The sequence below is a fragment of the Chishuiella changwenlii genome (genome assembly GCF_900142565.1).
Taxonomy (GTDB): domain Bacteria; phylum Bacteroidota; class Bacteroidia; order Flavobacteriales; family Weeksellaceae; genus Empedobacter; species Empedobacter changwenlii.
Genome location: NZ_FRBH01000005.1, coordinates 82,567 through 101,686, shown reverse-complemented (window position 1 = coordinate 101,686; position 19,120 = coordinate 82,567). Strand labels below are relative to the sequence as shown.

Genomic DNA, 19,120 nt, shown 5'->3' with positions numbered 1-19,120 from the left:
ATTAAAAAATTAGTTTGCAAAAGTAAACGATATTATCTAATTCTAACACGATATTTATATTCTATGAATCGAAAGAAGTTAAAAAGCTTATATTCAAAATCATATCCGTAATCAACCGTTGGATCCAAGTCTATGCTAACCGCGTATAAGTCGGGATTATATACCATTGGTTGCATATGGCGTTGATTCCATACAATTACATATTGTCTGTTTCTTTGTTCATAATATGCTTTAGAATAATAGTCTCTTGGGAATGCAATAGATTTTAAATAAGTTTCATATTGAGGATCAAAAACAACAATATCATATTCTCCATCATCATTTGGCTCAAATTTTAATGAATTGTCTTCTTTATTTGATGCCGTTTTTTCTGTCGATTTATTGGTTGAGCATCCAATAAACAGTAACGAAAAACTTACGAATAAAATTAACTTTCTCATTTTTTTATGATTTTTAATGAATTTAATACATTTTATTCATTAATTAAAAATAATAATTTTTTTAAGTTAATAATGTAGTGTAGAAAGGGCATACTTCAGTAAAAATTAAGTAATAATCATTTATTTTAGATTTTACGAATAAAGTATATTTTGCAATTTTTTTATAGATTTAAAACTAAAGAATTAAAAAAACTCTCTATGAAAAAAACATTTACTACTATTAACATTTTAGCTTTTCTATTGTTGCAAAGTGTTTCACTTAATGCTCAATCTTCCATTCATAATATTGCGTACAATAAAGATGGAACGATTAGTATGATTGTTTTTGAAAAAGGCACATCTAAAAATGCTATTACAAAAGAAGGAAAGTCTACTGCAAATAGTTTAAATAATCTTTTAAAACTATCTGATAATATTGAATTAAGATTCAATAAAACGACTTCTGGTGTTCAAGATTTTATAACAGAATATTATGATAGTTATATAAATGGGACTATCGTCGAAGGCGGCGAGTACCATATTAATTACAAAGGAAGTGATATAATCAGTATAACTGGGAGGAATTATTCTACCAGTGATATAGTTGCTGATAAAGAATTAATTGGAGAAAGTAAAGCGTTTGATTTTGCTAAAAAAAGTATTAATGCAAAATCGTATGCTTGGGAAAATTCTCAAAATCTTAATAAATTCTCAAAACCAAAAGGCAAATTAGTTTACATTCCTATAGAAAATCAGGAAGGTAAAGTATCATTATTTTTAGTTTATAAGTTTGATATTTTTGCAACACAACCTTTATCAAGAGATTATGTTTATGTGGACGCTAATAATGGGCTAATTTTAAAGAAAAATGCTATTATTAAACATTCCGAAAGTTTTTATAAAAAGAAAAATAATAATCAATCGAAGGAAATACAAATCATAAATAAAGCATCAAAATTAGATAAATCGAGAGAAATTGAGCAAGCTAATGCAGATACACGCTATAGTGGAAAAAGATTTATTGAAACAGAATTATCAAATGGATCTTATATTTTACGTGATAATAGTAGAGGTGTAACAATACACACATTAAATGCTAATAACATGGAGTCTTCAGATTTTGTATCGGAATTCAATGATAATGATAATAATTGGACAGCTGAGGAATACCATAATGATAAGAGAGATGATGCTGCTCTTGATGTGCATTGGGGTACAATAAAAACATACGATTATTTTAAAAACACATTCAATAGAAATAGTTATGATGATAAAGGCGCACCAATAAACAGTTATGTTCATGTAGGTAATGAACTTGTAAATGCTTTTTGGGCTGGTGATTTTATGGGTTATGGTGATGGGAATGCTGATATTGATGCATTAACATCTCTGGATATAGTTTCTCACGAATTAGGGCATGGAATCTGTCAAGAAACTGCTAATTTGGAATATGAAAGAGAGTCTGGGGCTCTTAATGAAGCCTTTTCTGATATTTGGGCTGCTATTGTTGAGCATACATATGCTCCTGAAAAGAATGCTTTTGTAATGGGAGAAGATATATTTTTGATAGCACCTTATTTTTCAAGATCTATGTCAGATCCAAAATTAACAAATGATCCAGATACTTATAAAGGTACTTTTTGGAAAGCAGCATCGGTAGAAGATGGTTGTACAATTCCTTGGGGTAGTATAAATGATTATTGTGGTGTGCATTCCAATAGTGGAGTACTTAATCATTGGTTTTATATTTTAGTTAATGGAAAATCTGGTACGAATGATATTGGAAATTCTTATAATATTACTGGAATAGGATGGGAAAGTGCTGAAAAAATTGTTTATAGACTAGAAACAGCATATTTAACATCTAAATCAGATTATAAAAATGCAAGAGATTTTAGTATTCAGGCTGCAATAGATTTATTTGGAGAACATTCGACAGAGGCTATTGCTGTTCAAAATGCATTTTATGCAGTTGGTATAGGAGGAAAATATTTGTTATTTCCAGATACTACTAGTCCAACTTCTCCAACTAATTTAGTCGCTAAAGATGTTACAGGAGATGCTGTAAGCTTAAGTTGGGATTCTTCTACAGATGAAAATGGAATTTGGGGATATATTATATTACAAAATGGATCCGAAGTATATAAAACTCAAGAAACTTCATTAAGACTTACTGGTTTAACTCCAGAAACTTCATACGATTTTAAAGTAAAAGCTTACGATAATTATAGTAATGTATCATCAGAAAGTAACTTAGCAAAAATAACTACAACGAGTCAACCTAAAGCATGTTTAGCAAGCAGTTTTTCTCCAAATTTTTTTACGATAAGTAATGTGAAAATAGGAGATATAGATAATTCTAGTACTAAATTATTAGGTTATGAGGATTTTGCTTATTTAAATACAAATTTAGAGCTTGATACAGAATATACAATTGAGATTACTCCAAAAGCTGCTAATGGTTACGAACAATCTCCTGTAGGATATAGTATTTTCTTAGATAAGAATAACACTGGAGATTTTACTTTTGATAAGAGAATAGCTGTAATTAGCCCTAGAGGTAGTTCTTCAAAATTAACAGCAACATTTAAACTCCCAGAAGATACTATTTTAAATCAACCGCTTAGATTAAGAATTTTACAAACGTATAATGGCATTACATCTTCAGGTTGTATAGGTTATAATTATGGACAAGTTGAAGATTATTCTATAACTGCAAAATCTAAAAAATTAGCTGTAAGTGATCTATTAAAAGAAGAAGAAATTAAAATATATCCAAGTCCAGTAAAAGAAACGTTGAATGTTGTGCTTAAAGATAACAAAGAGTTTAACTATGAAGTTTTAAGCATTACTGGAGGTGTTATAAAATCAGGAATTTCTAAAGGACAAATAGATGTTAATTATATTCAACCAGGTACTTATATTTTAAAAGTTAATCAAAATGGGAAAGTAATAACTCAAAAATTTATTAAAAAATAATCCAATCAATAACTAAAAATGGCTGACTCCGAAAGAAGTCAGCCATTTTTTATTTTTATAATTAATCTTATCGTTCTACAATCTCTTTTACAACTTCTCCATAACTATCTGTTGCAGAAGTACTCATATTAAGTAAAGCGTACCATTTTTTAAATGCTCCAATAAAAACAAATAACATTAGTAACATTGCAATACATGCTAAAATAGCTAAAGTGTATTGTTTTTTTGGTATATAAATATCCATAACTTGTATGTAGCCCGCCCAGAAGGTAATAATAGCCATTAAAACTCCTGGAATCGCTGCACATAGCGCATATTTTCCTCTATTAAGTCGAATTAGCATTGTGGTACAAACAATTAGTCCACAGGCTGCCAATAGCTGATTACTAATTCCGAATAATGGCCAAATACTACTTACATTCCCTGTATAAACTAGATATCCCCAAGAGAATGTGAAAATAATACTACTCACTATAATTCCAGGCATCCAATTTTTATCATTAAATTTCGGAATTACACTTCCTAACATTTCTTGTAAGAAAAATCTTCCCACTCTGGTACCTGCATCAATTGCTGTTAAAATAAAAACAGCTTCAAACATAATTGCAAAATTATACCAATAAGCCATTAACTCGTCCATGTGTGGAATTTTATTAAAAATGTGAGCCATTCCGACTGCTAAAGAAACTGCACCACCAGTTCTTCCATGTAAATCGATTCCAATTTTTTCTGAAAAATAATCTAAGTCTACTGTATGTAATGCAGGGTTATTTGCTATAAATGTACCATAAGCATCTGTAGGAGTATTAATAGCAAAGTAATCTCCTGGCATTAATGTACAAGCTGCAATTAAAGCCATTAGTGCAACAAAACCTTCTACAAGCATTGCTCCATAACCAACAAATAAAATCTCTCTTTCTTTTGCAATCATTTTAGGAGTTGTTCCAGTTGCAATTACAGCATGAAATCCTGATATTGCTCCACAAGCAATCACAATAAAAATAAAAGGTAAAACAGGACCACCAATAACAGGACCACCACCATGAATAAACTCTGTAATAGCTGGCATTTGTACAGTTGGAGCAATAAAAACGATTCCGATAGTAAGCATTACAATAGTTCCAATTTTTAAGTATGTAGAAAGATAATCTCTAGGAACAAGTAATAACCAAACAGGTAATACAGAAGCAAAAAAACCATAAATAGGAATAGCTACTGAAATTGTTTTTAAATCCCAGCTAAATAAATTATGAATGCTTTCTATTTGCATTAAATCATGTCCAAAAATAATTCCAGCAATTAAAAGAACTCCTCCTAAAATACTAGCAAACGTTACACTATTTTTACGGTAGCGCATAATTAATCCCATAATTATGGCAATAGGCATTGTTATAATAACAGTAAATAAAGACCAAGCAGCTTCGTGCATTGCATTTATACAAGCCAATGATAATCCTGCAAGCGTTAAAATTAGAATAAAAAGGATTGCAAAACCTGCAATAGTTCCTGTAAAAGCTCCAATTTCTTTAGATGCAATGGTTGCTAAACTTTGACCTTTGTGACGAACTGATGCAAATAGTACAACCATATCGTGTACACCACCTGCAAGGACACAACCAATCAAAATCCATAAAGCACCAGGTAAATAACCAAACTGAGCTGCTAAAACTGGTCCAACAAGTGGTCCGGCAGCTGCAATTGCAGCAAAATGGTGTCCAAATAAAACATTTTTGTTTGTTTCGACATAATCTTGTCCATCTGCAAATTCTACAGCAGGAGTTTTATTTTTGTCATTTAAACGTAGAACTTTATTGGCTATAAAAATTCCATACATCCTGTATGAAATAGCGAGAATAAGTAATGCAGCAAAAATTAATGTAAGTGCATTAATACCGTTAAGTGATTCGAACATATTTTTTGTGTGATTTTTAAACGTAATTAAATTACAGAAAAAATCATAACGAAATGTTAATAAATAGTTTATTCGTTTAATAATTATTTATATTGAAGTAAATAACTCTATTTAATGAGGATATTTTTATAAAATAGATAAATTATTTAATAAAAATGATAAACCCTTAAATTTATCTTTTAATAAAATCACTATTTAAATACACACAAAAAATCCGAAGAAAGGTTATTTCTTCGGATGTATATATTGTTTAATGAATAGAAATCTATTTTACAATTGATTATTCTGTAAAATGAAAATATTTAAATTCGTTTTTAAATCTTTTACTCCAGAAAGTTTATTATCAAATACGATATTATCAATTTTCCAACTATTATTAAGTGGTTTTACAAAATATATTGTATCCATCCAAGCTGCTTGAGGAGTAACTTTAGAGTTTTCTAGTTGAACAGTTACTAAAGCAGCACTACCTACTGGATTTACATTTTCAGTATATTCTATACCTTTTATTTTATAAGAAGTGTATCCTTCATATAAACTAGTAAAAGTAGCACCTTCTAATATGAAAGGTTTATCCGTTGGATTTGCGCTATTTTCTATTTTTTTTCTATTAATTTCAGTTATCTCTTTTACTTTATTCAAATCTTTTTCTAAATCAGTATTAAATAAATCTTTAATTATTGGTTTAGAATAAATAGGTTCACTACTAAGTCCTTCCTTTCCATAATTTTGATAAAGTAAATCTACTTTTTCTGCAATTATTTTATCTTCCCCTGTAAATATTTTATCTTTTTCTGTCGTTATTTTATCATTTACATTTCCACTTTCTTCATTTTTTTTGCAAGAAAAATAGAAAAGAAAAAGAATAAAAGAGAAGCTAAAAAAATAATTTTTTTTCATAAATTTTTAATTTTAAGATCGTATCTAATATGACAAAAAGTATACCAGTTCTTATCAAAAGCTTTATTGTGTAATTAAATAACTAATTTATTATTAATTATTTAATCGTTATTTATTAAATGCTGTAATCTAACATGATAAAAAAAATAAAAAGTTAAGTGTAGATATTTATAACTTTACAATTAATTAGAAATAACCTAAAAAAAAAATAGATATGTATACAATATTGCATAACACGAGATGTGGAAAAAGTAGAGATGCTGTAAATGTTTTAGAAGAATCTGGAAAAAAATATGTTGTAAGAGAGTATTTGAAAGAACCTCTTTCTAAAAAAGAATTAAAAGAAATCTTAGAAAAATTAAAGGTAAATCCAATAGATATTGTAAGAACGAATGAGGAGGAGTGGAAAGCAAATTTTAAAGGAAAAGATTTATCAGATGCTCAAATTTTAGATGCTTTGGTAGAGTATCCAAAATTATTACAACGACCTATTGTTACAGACGATAAAAGTGGAGTAGTAGGTAGGCCAACAGAATTAGTAACAGTGTTTATTAAATAAGGTTTATTTTTTTGGTTTGATAGTTGCTTAATTCATAATGTACAATCACAATAAATATATTATGAAAATATTAGAAAAATTATCAAAAACAAAGAACGGTGAAAATGCTTCTAAAATTGGATTATTAGCTACAGCCGCTACAACAGGAGTTACAGTTGCTAAGTTTTTAGGAAAACGATCTATTTATGGTATTGTTGGAGGAATAGCTGTTTCTTTAGCTGCTGAATACATACAAAAGAAATATAGAAAGAAAAATGATATTAAAGAAGACTTAAATGCTGTTTAATTCATAAAAGAAAAGACTTCATAAATTGAAGTCTTTTCTTTTGTTTACTTGTTATAAGTTGTTATATTCTTTATCTGATACTGGTAAAAACCATTGAGAAGGATTTTCTTCATGGTCTATGCTAATTGCAATATGCGACATTCCACAATCAACACTTCCTCCATGCCAATGCTTAACATTTTTTTCTACATTAATAACATCACCTTTTTTTATAATTTGAATCGGTTTCCCTTCAATTTGATGATAACCAACTCCTTCTGTTACCAATAATGTTTGTCCACCAGGATGTAAATGCCAGTTGGTTCTACTTTTAGGCTCAAATGTCACGTTACTTGTTTGGGTTCCTATTTTACCCAATATTTCTTGATAAACATTTCCTACAAATTTATCATTACTAACTTTTTTTCCTTTCCCAAAACAATTTTTTCATCAGCAATTTTACCACTTGTTGTCGTAGAATTATCAGAAGTTCCTTTGCATGAAAAAATGAATAATAGAGGAGTAATAAGTAGATAACTGAATTGTTTCATCATATTATGTTTAAATAATTATAATCGAATATAAAAAAAGAGAGCTTATAAAGCTCTCTTTTTATGTTATTATTGTAATAATAAAGTTTATTCTTCTGTATTTTTATCTCTGTTTAAAGGAAAACGACGATATTGTTTTAGGTTAAATCTAAAATCTTTTTTTGTTGGTCTCACAATAATACGTAACGAAGAATCATTTGTTAAATATGTGTGTGCCCAGTTTAAGAAAATAGCTAATTTATTTCTTACAGTTAAAATCAACATTAAATGTAAAAACATCCAAACAAACCATGCAATTCTACCCGAAAAAGAAAATTTAGGTAAATCTACAACAGCTTTACGTTTCCCAATTGTTGCCATAGAACCTGGATCTTTATACTCAAACAATGTTAATTTGTCTTCTGAAAGACCATTACCAAGTTTATCAAAGTTTTTAGCTAATTGCTCAGCCTGATCTCCAGCTACACGAGCCAATTGTGGATGTCCATGTGGATATTTAGGAGTTTCCATAGAAGAAATATCACCAATAGCATAAATGTTATCAGATCCAAGTACTTTAGAAGTTCTATCTACTTTTAGACGATTTCCTCTTTGTAATTCTTCTTGTTTAACAGTTCCTTCTGGAACATTCCCCATTACTCCGGCAGCCCAAATTAAATTACGAGTTTTGATTGTACGACCATCATCTAAAGAGATAGTTTTACCATCGTAATTAATTACTCTACCATCTGTCCATACATTAACTCCCATTCCAGTCAAATATTCATAAGACTTTTTGTGAGCCAAATCAGACATTGGTCCTAATAAATTAGGTCCACCTTCAATTAAGTAGATGTTTAACTTAGAAAAATCTAAATCTGGATAATCCTTAGGAAGAATAAATTTTTTCATTTGTGCTATTGCTCCAGAAAGCTCAACTCCAGTTGGTCCTCCTCCTACAACAACAATGTTCATGATTTCTTCTAATTCTTCTTCAGATTCTGCAGAAAATGCACTTTCGAAGTTTGTTAATAATCGATTTTTAAGCGTTAATGCTTCATTTGTCGATTTCATTGGAAATGATAATTCCTCAATTTGTTTATTACCGAAGAAATTTGTGGTACATCCCGTGGCAATAACTAAATAGTCATAAGAAAAATCACCGATTGTGGTTTCAACTTCATTTTTCTCTCTGTTTATACCTGTTACATCTGCTAAACGTACGCTTACATTTTTACTGTTCTGAAAAACTTTACGTATTGGGAATGAAATATCACTCGCGTTAATTGATGCAGTTGCAACTTGATAAAAAAGAGGTTGAAATTGGTGGTAATTATAGCGGTCAATAAGTGTAATAGAAAAGTGTGGGTTATTATTTAGTTTACGGGCTAATTTAAGTCCGGCAAATCCAGCACCTAGAATGACAATCTTTTTCTTTTCCAAAATTTCACTTTTTTGTAAAAGTACGAACAAACTGAAATATACGAAAAATTATTAAAATTTAATTTTAAAATATATGAGTAATACCTGATATTAAGTTGATTTTTAGATATTTTTAAGAATCATGTTTTTTGTCAGTATTTGATAAATTTATGTAAAATATTATAAATAGACATTTCTATTTACTTTTCTGAAAAAAAATATATACTTACTTTTATACAAGGTTTAACAAAAGTAAAGTAATGAGTAAATTATTCGAATCTATTAAAATAAACGAAAATATAATTTTAAAAAATAGAATTATAATGTCTCCAATGTGTCAATATTCTGGGGAAGATGGTTTCCCTAACGATTGGCATTTCCAACATTATATTTCTCGTGCAGTAGGAAATGTTTCCGCAATTATACAAGAAGCAACAGCAGTTGTATCAGAAGGAAGAATCTCTTATGGTGATTTGGGTATTTGGAAAGATGAGCATATAGAAGCTTATCAAAAAATAGTTTCTGCAATTAAAAAGTATGATTGTGTACCTGGAATACAATTAGCACATGCTGGTAGAAAAGCAAGTACAGATAAACCTTGGCTAGGAAGCAAACACATTCCATCTAATGATGAGAAAGGTTGGCAAACTGTTTCTAGTTCTTCGGTTCCATTTAATGAGGGCTATGAAAAACCTCATGAATTATCAATTGATGAAATTAAAGAATTAATTACAGAGTGGGGAAAAGCTACTGAAAGAGCAATTAAAGCTGGTTATGAGATTTTAGAAATACATGGTGCGCATGGATATTTAGTTCATCAGTTTTTATCACCTTTAATTAATTTCCGTAATGATGAATATGGTGGAAGTTTTGAAAACAGAATTCGTTTTATTTTAGAAATTTTATCAGAAATGAAAAAATATGTCTCAACACAATCTATTTGGGTTCGTTTATCTGCATCCGACTGGGCAGAAGGAGGTTGGGATATTACTGAAACGGTAGAGCTTTGTAAAATTTTAAAAGAAAATGGAGTGGAGGTTATTGATGTTTCTTCCGGTGGAGGTGTTAGCCATCAAGAAATTGATGTAAAGAAAAATTATCAAGTTCCATTTGCAAATGAAATAAAACAAAATGTAAATATAATTACGGGTGCTGTAGGTCTAATTTTCGAAGCCAAACAAGCAGAAGCTATCTTAGATAATAATGAAGCCGATTTAATTTTCTTGGCAAGAGAGTTATTACGTCATCCATATTTTGCTTTAGATGCTGCGAAAGAATTAGGAGTAGATTTAAAATGGTTACCTCAATACGAACGTGCAAAAAATAATCATTACGCATAAAATATGTTATCATTAAGTAAAATTCATCACATAGCAATTATTTGTTCTGACTATGAAAAATCTAAGAAATTTTATACAGAAGTCCTAGGATTTAAAATTATAAAAGAAGTTTATCGAAAAGAACGTGATTCTTATAAATTAGATTTAGCTTTGCAAAATTATTATTGCATAGAACTTTTTTCATTCCCTAATCCACCAAAACGTATGTCTAGACCAGAATCTACAGGTTTAAGACATATTGCTTTTGCAGTAGAAAATATAGAGAAAGAAAGAGAAAAGCTAGTGCAATTAGGAATTACAGTTGAGCAAATTCGTGTGGATGAATTTACACAGAAAAAGTTTACTTTTTTTGAAGATCCAGATGCTTTGCCAATAGAACTTTACGAAGAATAAAAAATTAAATGGTACAGAAAAGTTTACTTGCCTTAGCAATGGGAGGTTTAGCCATCGGAATGACGGAGTTTACGATGATGGGTGTTTTAGAGGATTTTGCGAAAGATTTACAAATATCAATACCAAAAGCTGGTAATTTTATTTCGATATATGCAATTGGAGTTATGGTTGGTGCACCAACACTTATTATGGCTACTAGCAAATATTCTCCTAAAAAGGTATTAATCTTTTTTATGCTTTTATTTTCAATTTTTAACTCGTTGTTTGTTATAGCTCCAAGTTATTCAACTTTAATGATAGCCCGTTTTATGTCAGGTTTACCTCATGGAGCTTTTTTTGGAGTTGGTTCTGTTGTAGCTGCGCAATTAGCAACAAAAGGGAAAGAAGCCCAGGCAATATCTATTATGTTTGCAGGTTTAACATTTGCCAATTTAATAGGAGTTCCGTTGGGAACAAAATTGGGACAAATGTTTTCTTGGCGTTTAACTTTCGGAATTATTTCTAGTTTAGGATTAATAACAATGTTAGCTATTTCTTTATGGGTTCCTGCGTTAAAAAATGAAAATAAAGGAAGTTTATTAGAACAGCTTAGCTTTTTTAAGAAATGGGAAGCTTGGATATTAATTGTAATGATATCAATCGGAACATCTGGTTTATTTGCTTGGATTAGCTATATATCACCATTAATGACAGATGTTGCACAATTGCCAAAAACACAAGTTCCAGTTATTATGATATTAGTAGGATTGGGAATGTTTATAGGTAATTTTATAGGTGGAAAATTGGCAGATACGGTTTCTCCGAATAAAGCAGCTATTATCTCTTTTTCTACGATGGCAGCTTGTTTAGTGGTTGTTTATTTTACATCTCATCTTTCATCTTTTGCTTATGTAATGTCATTTGTTACAGGTCTAATTGCTTTTACAATTGGTTCGCCAATTCAGATGATGTTAATTAACAATGCAAAAGGTTCTGAGACTTTAGCTGCAGCAGCTGGACAAGCAAGTTTTAATATAGGAAATGCTTTGGGTGCATACTTAGGAGGAATACCAATTGCAATGGGATTAGGATTTAACTCTCAGTTATGGGTAGGATTTGTAATGGCTGCCGTTGGAGCAGTTATAGCTTTTATCTTTTTACAATTAAAATCGAGAAGATTAAGTTAATCTAACCGTAAGGATACAAATATTTCGTAGAGAATTAAAAGATAGAGATAAGAGTTTTTCTGTTGATTAAATCAGTTACAAATTTCTAATCTCTAATTTCAAAAACGAAAGATTAAAAAATATATCAAAAAAGGATGCTTTTTTAAAAGCATCCTTTTTCTATTTAAAATTAACAATACATTTTGAAGAATAACTTACAATTTTCCTCGATTTAGAAGAATTCAAAATGTAACACATTATTTTTATTATAATTCAACAGCTTCTGTTGTTTTCTCATGAATAGTAGAAGCACGTCCCGATGGATCTTCGTTTTCTTGCCATTTTGGAATCCATTTTTTTACAGTTTTTGCAGCAGACTCACTTGGGAAATGTTTTGCGAAAATTTTACGCATATACATCGCTTCCTTAGATGTTGGCGTGTTTACAGGAAATAAATCCGCGGCTTGCGCCATTTCTTCGTCAGAAATTTGTTTTGCACAATGGTCCACTAAATCATCAATCCAAGAATATCCAACACCATCAGAGAATTGCTCTTTTTGTCTCCATAAAATATGTTCTGGCAACCAAGGCGTTTCTTTATCATCAAATGCTTTTCGTAAAATATGTTTTTCAATTTTACCTTCTAAGCGACTTGGTCTTTTTACACTTGGTTCTATTTTCATTGCTACATCTAAGAAGTTTCTATCTAAGAATGGAACACGAGCTTCTAATGCCCACGCCATAGTAGACTTGTCTGCACGTAAACAATCTGCTGTGCTTAATAATTGAACTCTACGAATTGTTTCTTTCTGAAATTCTTCGTCGCTTGGTGCGTTATGGAAATATAAATATCCACCAAAAATTTCATCAGAACCCTCACCAGATAAGACAACTTTTATTCCCATATCTGTAATATATTTAGACATAATGTACATTGGTGTAGAAGCTCTAATAGATGTAATATCGTAAGTTTCTAAGTGCCAAATTAATTTATCTATAATTGATAATCCTTCTTCAAAAGAAAAATGAATCGCATGATGTGTTGTTCCAATAAAATCTGCAACTTCTCTTGCTGCAATAATATCTGGAGCAGTTTCATCTAATCCGACAGAAAAAGAATGTAACTCTTTCCCTTCTTCTTTTAATAATCTTGCAGTTATAGAAGAGATTAAAGAACTGTCTAAACCACCAGAAAGTAAAACTCCAACTGGCACATCGCTCATTAATCGTTTTTTAGTAGCATCAATTAAACCATCACGTAATTGTTCTAAATCTAATTGTTCTGTACAAACTTCGTGATCTTGCCATTCTGGCTGATAATATTTTACAAATCCTGTCTCTTTTGTAAAGAAGTGACCAGGAGGGAAAGCTTCTAATTTTTCAACTTGATCTTCTATAACTTTCATTTCAGATGAAAAGTAATAAGCACCAGTTTTATCTTGTCCATAATACAAAGGTTTAATTCCGATTGGGTCTCTCGCTACCATAAAATCATCTCCTTCCATTACAATAAAACCAAAAACTCCATCTAAAAGGTTACAAAAATCTGTTCCGTATTTCTCGTATAATTTTACAATAACTTCGCTATCACATTTTGTAGAAAAAGAGTAATCTTTTAACTCTGTCTCTTTCAATTTCATGTGATTATAGATTTCTCCATTGTGAACTACGTAGGCATTATTTGTTCCTTTTATTGGTTGTTTTCCTGTTTGTAAATCGACTATAGCAAGACGCTCATGTGTAATAATTCCAGTTTTAGATTCGTTTAATTCGAAATCTTGTTCGTCTGGTCCACGATGTCTCATTCTTTTGCTTAATTCTTGTACTTGTTGTACGTCTAAATCTTTTTTGTCAAATACGCCTAATATTCCACACATAATGTTATTGTTTTGTTGATTATTTAATGCAAATATTGTATTTGTTGTTTAAATAATAAATATTAAAACTTAAATATGTTTATAAATTAAAGTATAAATATGTTTTTTATATAAATACTGAATTAAATGTGACAAAATGTCTTTTAAAATGTTGAAATTTTGAATAAAATGGAGTGGTATTGTTTTTGTATTATTGTCTGAAAATATGATTATGAGCGACGAGAGAGATTATACATTCGAAGAAATTCCAGATAACTCAAATAACGAGCAAGATTTCTATGCTAAGTTTAAAGAGAGATTGGATGATGTAGAGAAGTTTCCAACAGATTACTTATTTAAATTCATTTATCCATCTAGTGAAGAGACAATGAAACACATTAAAAGTATATTTGAAGGAACAAATGCTACATACGATTATAAAGCTTCAGCAAATAGAAAATACACATCTATTTCTGTAAAATTATATATTATAGATGCAGATACAGTTATCAATTACTATAAAGAAGTTTCAAAAATTGATGGTGTAATTATGCTATAAAATTTATGTTTTCCGTAAATTGGGATTTTTATTTCGATTTACGGAAATGTTGTTTTTCAATAGTTCTTTTTTTATTTCTGAACTCAATATTATAAGATGCGATGTTGAAGCAAATTCAACATGACAAAGTGTAGTAAATATTAAAACACTTTGTACTCTCTACATTTTACTTTGTACATTTTATTTTCTAGTCTAAGTTCTCGATACAATTTTTCTTTATTCCATTTCGAAAAACCACTCGAACTGACAGAAAATAGCTTTTTGATTGTTTCTAATCCGTCATTTCGAGTGAAATTCGTTTAGAATTTTGTATCGAGAAATAAGTAAGGATTAATAGATTTTCTAGTCAAAGTTCTCGATACAATTTTTCTTCATTCCATTTCGAAAAACCACTCGAACTGACAGAAAAAAATTACCTTTCTAACTTCTAACTTCTAACTTCTAACTTCTAACTTCTAACTTCTAACTTCTAACTTCTAACTTCTAACTTCTAACTTCTAACTTCTAACTTCTAATCCGTCAATTTAAAACTTAACAACTTAATCGCTTAAAAACATAACCACTTCTCTTATATTTGCAAAAAAAATCATTTGCTACTTCATTTACGATATAGTTTATCAAGAAAAGCCATTTATTTAACTGCATTATTAGTAAGTTTAATTACGCTAACTGCACTTATTGTTTTAAGTTTTCTGCTTACAAAAGAGACTTTAAAAAATAATGAGCAATTTGCTCGTAGAAGCTTTTTAAATAAATACGATGCAATAGAATTTGAATTTAATAATATTGCAAATTATCAAAACGTATTAAAAAATGTAGTAGATAAAAGCAATGTTAATAGTTACAAAGATCATTTTAATGTTTTAAATGAGTTAAATAACCATCGTAATTTAAGACTATATAATTGGTACTATTCTAATAAGAATTCTAATAATAAAAATGAGTTTAATTATACTTCTATAGGAAAACCATTTAATGATAAAGCAGAATTAATTTCAGAAAAATTAAAACAACAAAAAAATAGTTTAATTATTCATGATAAAGATTCTATGTATTGGGTGAATTACGATTCGGTACCATATAATCAATCTTATTTCTATTATGGTTCGACAATTAATCTGATAGATTTACATGATTATTTTATTAATATCAATAAAAACTCTTTTAATTATGTTTTTGTTTTTGATAAAGAAGGATATTGTATCACACATCCAGATGAAAAGTTTATTGGTAAAAACATTTTTGATTTTACAACGATTACCCCTCAAGATACGTTATCAAGTAAAACACAATTAAAGTACACAGAACAAAAAGCAATTTCCGAATATTTAACAGAGACAGAAATTACACGATTTATAAAACCATTAAAAGTTGATGGTTTTGATGGTTATGTAGCCGTTGGTTACCTTAATTTTTACATTGAAGAAAGTGTTCAGCCTACGAAATTATATGTTGCAACAATTTTCATTGCGACCATTTTTTTAATTAGTGTTATTTTTCTTCTTTTTAATTTATTAACAAGAAAAGCTTTTAGAGAAAAAGAAGTTGTATCGAATGAAAAAAATAAATTACTGATAGAAAACGAAATGATTGTAAAGGAAAATGCACTTAATCAGTTAAAGCAATTAAAAAATCAGATTAATCCGCATTTTCTATTTAATTCGTTAAATACACTTTACATGACAATTGGACTAAATCAGAAGCAAGCACAGCGCTTTACAATGAATTTGTCTAAGATTTATCGTTATTTAATTGTTCCTCCAAAAGAAAATATTGTTACGGTAAAAAAAGAATTAGAATTTATACAACAGTATATGGAACTGCAAAAAAGTAGATTTCAGGAAGAGCTAGTTTTTAATCTTATTATTAAAGATGAAAAAAGTCTTAAAAAATCTATTCCATATTTAGCGTTACAATTGGTTGTAGAAAATGCAATAAAACATAATATAGCGACAATAGATTCTCCTCTTTCTATTACGATAGAATTAAAAAAGAATAACATTGTTGTAAGCAATACTTACCAACCAATTAATAATACAACAGATAATATGCATTTTGGATTAGAATATTTAGAAAAAATGTATGCTTTTTATAAAACCAACACATTACGAATAAAAGTGAAAGACGGAATATTTATCTGTAAATTAACATTAATTAACTAAAAATAACCATTCACTCTCAAAAAACAACCACTCACTCTGTAAAATTTCCTGAAAATTTCTTTTTGATATAAGTTTAAGACGTAAAAGTAAACAGTCGAATGAATTTAATGCCAGATAGAAAATATCCTTATGCACTTCTTTTCGGTTTAGCTTTTTCTTCTACAATATTGTACGGACAAAAAGTTGACACAAAGAAAAAAGATAAAGAAAAAACTGAGAAAACTGACTCAATAGCTAAAAAAGCTAAAAGTATAGATGAGTTAGTAAAGAAAGGAACATATAAAAAAGGACTTTTTAATATAATAGAAGTAAAAACAGATATTTATTTTGAAATTCCTGATAGCCTTTTTGGTCGCCAATTTTTAGTGGTGAATAAATTATCTCAAGTCCCAATGCAAGTAAATGAAGCTGGACTAAACAAAGGGATGAATTATGAAAACAAAGTAATAAGTTTTTATAAAGATGCTAAAGCAAAAAAGATTTGGGTAAAAACAATTAATCCAATTGCTTCATCTCCTAAAAACGATGCAATTACAGCATCTGTAAAAGATAATTTTTCTGAATCTATTATAGAGGTTTTTGATATTGAGGCACAGAATAATGATTCAACACGTGTTGCTATTAAAGTGAATAAAATATTCGATGGAAATCAAAAAAGTTTCAACGATGTTTTATCTAATACTGGTTTAGGAGGTTCTGTAAAATCTAACCTTTCTTATGTAGAGCAGGTGAAGACTTTTCCAGAGAATATTGTAGTAAAATCTCAATTATCTACTTCAGTTAACGAAGGAGGATCTGATTTGCCAATTACATTAGGAGTTACAAGTAACTTAGTATTGTTACCAGAAGTTCCAATGCAACCTCGTTTTTCTGATAACCGTATTGGATACTTTACAGAAAAACATTGGTTTTTTAATGATAACCAACATAAAATGGACGATCAACGTTTTATTACACGTTGGCGTATGGAACCAAAAGATGCAGACCGTGAAAAATATTTAAAAGGAGAATTAGTAGAACCTAAGAAACCAATTATTTATTATATTGATCCTTCGACACCAAAACAATGGCGTCAGAAAATTATAGAAGGTGTATATGATTGGCAAGTTGCTTTTGAACAAGCAGGTTTTAAGAATGCAATTATTGCAAAAGAATCAGATCCTAACGATAAAGATTTTGATATTGATGATGTACGTTATTCTGTTATAACATATGCAGCTTCACCAAAATCGAATGCAATGGGACCATCTGTTGTAGATCCAAGAAGTGGAGAGATTATAGAGTCTGATATTATTTGGTGGCATAATGTAATGACTTCATTACACGAATGGATGCGTATACAAACAGGACCAATTGACCCAAAAGCTCGTGGTAATAAATTTAGCGACGAACACATGGGAGAGGCGATTCGTTTTGTTTCTTCTCATGAAGTTGGACATACATTTGGTTTAAAACACAATATGGGATCTTCTTTTGCTTATCCAGTAGAATCTTTACGTTCTAAAGAATTTACAGATAAAATGGGAGGAACAGCACCATCTATTATGGATTATGCACGTTACAATTACGTAGCGCAGCCAGAAGATAATGTAACTGCTATTACACCAAAAATCGGTATTTACGATAAATATGCTATAGAATGGGGTTACCGTTGGTACCAAAATTCAGAAATAGAAAAACAAGCATTAAAAACGATGATTGATATTCATCAAAATGATCCGATGTATTTCTATGGTGAACAACAAAGTTCTATGGATGTTGTTGATCCAAGATCTCAATCAGAAGATTTAGGAGATGATGCTGTTTTAGCAAGCGAATATGGTTTAAAGAACTTGAAAAGAGTTTCGGATAACATAACAAAATGGTCATACGAAAAAGGAAAATCATACATAGATGCTGGTAGATTATATTACGGTACTATCGGTCAATGGGATATGTATTCTGGTCATGTTTTAGCAAATGTAGGAGGAGTATATTTAGAGAATCCAGTTTTTGGAGACAATAAAAAAGCTTATCAAGCAGTTGACGTAAAAATGCAAAGAAAAGCAGTTGATTACTTGAATAGAAATGTAATTAATATTCCGAAATGGTTATTCTTTAACGATGTTATAGAGAAAACGTATGCAATTAAGAACTCACCAATGGGTCCTTACGAGCAAACTCCATATACATTAGCGAGAGAAATGCAATATAACATTATCTACTCATTATTTTCTGATGATAGATTGCTTCGTTTATTAGAAAATGAACTAAATCACGAGCAATCAAACTCAAAAGAAGAAGTTTATACAGTTGAAGCGCTTTTTAATCAAGTTAGAAATGAGGTTTTTGAGAAAAAATCAAACTTAACAATGTTAGAGCGAATGACACAAAAAAATTATGTTGATGCATTAATTGTTTCTTCTAATAAATTATTTGAGAAAACAACTGTAACAGGATTTCAAATTAACCAAAATTTACAAATACCAACCATCTGTAACTATTTAGATGATGATAAATCGGCTCGAAATATCAATTATTCATCAATGAAAAGAGTTTCGGAAGTAACTACATATAAAAGAGCGGAGCTACAAAAAGTCTTACATCTTTTAAACAAAAAGAAAAATAAAGGGAATGATGCTACACAAGCTCATTACACAGATTTAATAATACGAATTAACGAGGCTTTAAAGTAAAATT

Annotated in this window: 16 protein-coding genes; 9 read left to right on the top strand and 7 right to left on the bottom strand. The window is 29.5% G+C overall.

Annotated elements, in window-relative coordinates; translation table 11 throughout:
- Positions 1 to 32: 32 nt before the first annotated feature.
- On the bottom strand, positions 33 to 440 hold the full coding sequence (locus BUA86_RS06820; RefSeq protein ID WP_072931064.1) for a DUF6146 family protein: 408 nt from the start codon (positions 438 to 440) through the stop codon (positions 33 to 35).
- Between the two features lie 198 nt (positions 441 to 638).
- Here BUA86_RS06820 and BUA86_RS06815 point away from each other — a divergent pair, with 198 nt between their 5' ends.
- The gene (locus BUA86_RS06815) at positions 639 to 3,398 is read left to right on the top strand and encodes a M4 family metallopeptidase (RefSeq protein WP_072931062.1); all 2,760 of its coding nucleotides are present in this window, start codon (positions 639 to 641) and stop codon (positions 3,396 to 3,398) included.
- A gap of 67 nt (positions 3,399 to 3,465) precedes the next feature.
- Here BUA86_RS06815 and BUA86_RS06810 read toward each other — a convergent pair whose 3' ends face one another.
- Together BUA86_RS06810 and BUA86_RS06805 are read right to left on the bottom strand one after the other, a co-directional pair.
- A complete protein-coding gene (locus BUA86_RS06810) occupies positions 3,466 to 5,310 on the bottom strand; it encodes a carbon starvation CstA family protein (RefSeq protein ID WP_178300406.1) in 1,845 nt (614 codons plus the stop codon).
- A gap of 270 nt (positions 5,311 to 5,580) precedes the next feature.
- Entirely contained in the window at positions 5,581 to 6,210 is a 630-nt protein-coding gene (locus BUA86_RS06805) for a hypothetical protein (protein WP_072931057.1), read from the bottom strand.
- A gap of 214 nt (positions 6,211 to 6,424) precedes the next feature.
- On the opposite strand from BUA86_RS06805, the gene BUA86_RS06800 reads away from it, so the two are divergent.
- Entirely contained in the window at positions 6,425 to 6,769 is a 345-nt protein-coding gene (locus BUA86_RS06800; protein WP_072931047.1) for an arsenate reductase family protein, read from the top strand.
- 61 nt (positions 6,770 to 6,830) lie between these two features.
- Complete coding sequence (locus tag BUA86_RS06795) at positions 6,831 to 7,055, top strand: hypothetical protein (RefSeq protein ID WP_143147255.1); 225 nt, start codon at positions 6,831 to 6,833, stop codon at positions 7,053 to 7,055.
- A gap of 51 nt (positions 7,056 to 7,106) precedes the next feature.
- Here the strand turns inward: BUA86_RS06795 and BUA86_RS06790 are convergent, their stop codons facing one another.
- The 3 genes from BUA86_RS06790 to BUA86_RS06785 all read right to left on the bottom strand — a co-directional run bounded on the left by BUA86_RS06790 (position 7,107) and on the right by BUA86_RS06785 (position 9,007).
- Positions 7,107 to 7,412 carry a cupin domain-containing protein gene (locus BUA86_RS06790; protein ID WP_229731838.1) on the bottom strand — a complete coding sequence of 102 codons (306 nt, stop codon included), beginning with the start codon at positions 7,410 to 7,412 and terminating at the stop codon, positions 7,107 to 7,109.
- A 20-nt stretch (positions 7,413 to 7,432) separates the two neighbouring features.
- Positions 7,433 to 7,588 (bottom strand): hypothetical protein, encoded by a 156-nt coding sequence (locus BUA86_RS16110; protein ID WP_178300405.1) that lies wholly within the window; start codon positions 7,586 to 7,588, stop codon positions 7,433 to 7,435.
- Between the two features lie 84 nt (positions 7,589 to 7,672).
- A complete protein-coding gene (locus BUA86_RS06785; protein WP_072931044.1) occupies positions 7,673 to 9,007 on the bottom strand; it encodes an NAD(P)/FAD-dependent oxidoreductase in 1,335 nt (444 codons plus the stop codon).
- Between the two features lie 239 nt (positions 9,008 to 9,246).
- Between BUA86_RS06785 and BUA86_RS06780 the strand changes: the two genes are divergently transcribed.
- The 3 genes from BUA86_RS06780 to BUA86_RS06770 are packed head-to-tail and all read left to right on the top strand — an operon-like array spanning position 9,247 to position 11,885.
- On the top strand, positions 9,247 to 10,326 hold the full coding sequence (locus tag BUA86_RS06780; RefSeq protein WP_072931043.1) for an NADH:flavin oxidoreductase/NADH oxidase: 1,080 nt from the start codon (positions 9,247 to 9,249) through the stop codon (positions 10,324 to 10,326).
- Between the two features lie 3 nt (positions 10,327 to 10,329).
- Entirely contained in the window at positions 10,330 to 10,719 is a 390-nt protein-coding gene (gloA2, locus tag BUA86_RS06775; RefSeq protein WP_072931042.1) for an SMU1112c/YaeR family gloxylase I-like metalloprotein, read from the top strand.
- Positions 10,720 to 10,727: 8 nt separating this feature from the next.
- Positions 10,728 to 11,885, top strand: a complete 1,158-nt coding sequence (locus tag BUA86_RS06770; RefSeq protein ID WP_072931041.1) for an MFS transporter — start codon at positions 10,728 to 10,730, stop codon at positions 11,883 to 11,885.
- A gap of 245 nt (positions 11,886 to 12,130) precedes the next feature.
- On the opposite strand, the gene asnB is transcribed toward BUA86_RS06770, so the two are convergent.
- On the bottom strand, positions 12,131 to 13,741 hold the full coding sequence (gene asnB, locus BUA86_RS06765) for an asparagine synthase B (protein WP_072931040.1): 1,611 nt from the start codon (positions 13,739 to 13,741) through the stop codon (positions 12,131 to 12,133).
- A 211-nt stretch (positions 13,742 to 13,952) separates the two neighbouring features.
- Between asnB and BUA86_RS06760 the strand changes: the two genes are divergently transcribed.
- The 3 genes from BUA86_RS06760 (at position 13,953) to BUA86_RS06750 (ending at position 19,116) form a co-directional block, all read left to right on the top strand.
- Positions 13,953 to 14,279, top strand: a complete 327-nt coding sequence (locus BUA86_RS06760) for a DUF493 family protein (RefSeq protein ID WP_072931039.1) — start codon at positions 13,953 to 13,955, stop codon at positions 14,277 to 14,279.
- Positions 14,280 to 14,869: 590 nt separating this feature from the next.
- Complete coding sequence (locus BUA86_RS06755) at positions 14,870 to 16,441, top strand: histidine kinase (protein WP_072931038.1); 1,572 nt, start codon at positions 14,870 to 14,872, stop codon at positions 16,439 to 16,441.
- A 107-nt stretch (positions 16,442 to 16,548) separates the two neighbouring features.
- Positions 16,549 to 19,116: a zinc-dependent metalloprotease gene (locus tag BUA86_RS06750; protein ID WP_373282286.1), complete on the top strand. Its 2,568-nt coding sequence runs from the start codon at positions 16,549 to 16,551 to the stop codon at positions 19,114 to 19,116.
- Positions 19,117 to 19,120: the final 4 nt, after the last annotated feature.

Coding starts and splice junctions, on each gene's coding strand:
- BUA86_RS06820 (WP_072931064.1), bottom strand. CDS start 440: ATGAGAAAGTTAATTTTATTCGTAAGTTTTTCGTTACTGTTTATTGGA.
- BUA86_RS06770 (WP_072931041.1), top strand. CDS start 10,728: ATGGTACAGAAAAGTTTACTTGCCTTAGCAATGGGAGGTTTAGCCATC.
- BUA86_RS16110 (WP_178300405.1), bottom strand. CDS start 7,588: ATGATGAAACAATTCAGTTATCTACTTATTACTCCTCTATTATTCATT.
- BUA86_RS06780 (WP_072931043.1), top strand. CDS start 9,247: ATGAGTAAATTATTCGAATCTATTAAAATAAACGAAAATATAATTTTA.
- BUA86_RS06805 (WP_072931057.1), bottom strand. CDS start 6,210: ATGAAAAAAAATTATTTTTTTAGCTTCTCTTTTATTCTTTTTCTTTTC.
- gloA2 (WP_072931042.1), top strand. CDS start 10,330: ATGTTATCATTAAGTAAAATTCATCACATAGCAATTATTTGTTCTGAC.
- BUA86_RS06815 (WP_072931062.1), top strand. CDS start 639: ATGAAAAAAACATTTACTACTATTAACATTTTAGCTTTTCTATTGTTG.
- BUA86_RS06760 (WP_072931039.1), top strand. CDS start 13,953: ATGAGCGACGAGAGAGATTATACATTCGAAGAAATTCCAGATAACTCA.
- BUA86_RS06810 (WP_178300406.1), bottom strand. CDS start 5,310: ATGTTCGAATCACTTAACGGTATTAATGCACTTACATTAATTTTTGCT.
- BUA86_RS06800 (WP_072931047.1), top strand. CDS start 6,425: ATGTATACAATATTGCATAACACGAGATGTGGAAAAAGTAGAGATGCT.
- BUA86_RS06795 (WP_143147255.1), top strand. CDS start 6,831: ATGAAAATATTAGAAAAATTATCAAAAACAAAGAACGGTGAAAATGCT.
- asnB (WP_072931040.1), bottom strand. CDS start 13,741: ATGTGTGGAATATTAGGCGTATTTGACAAAAAAGATTTAGACGTACAA.
- BUA86_RS06750 (WP_373282286.1), top strand. CDS start 16,549: ATGCCAGATAGAAAATATCCTTATGCACTTCTTTTCGGTTTAGCTTTT.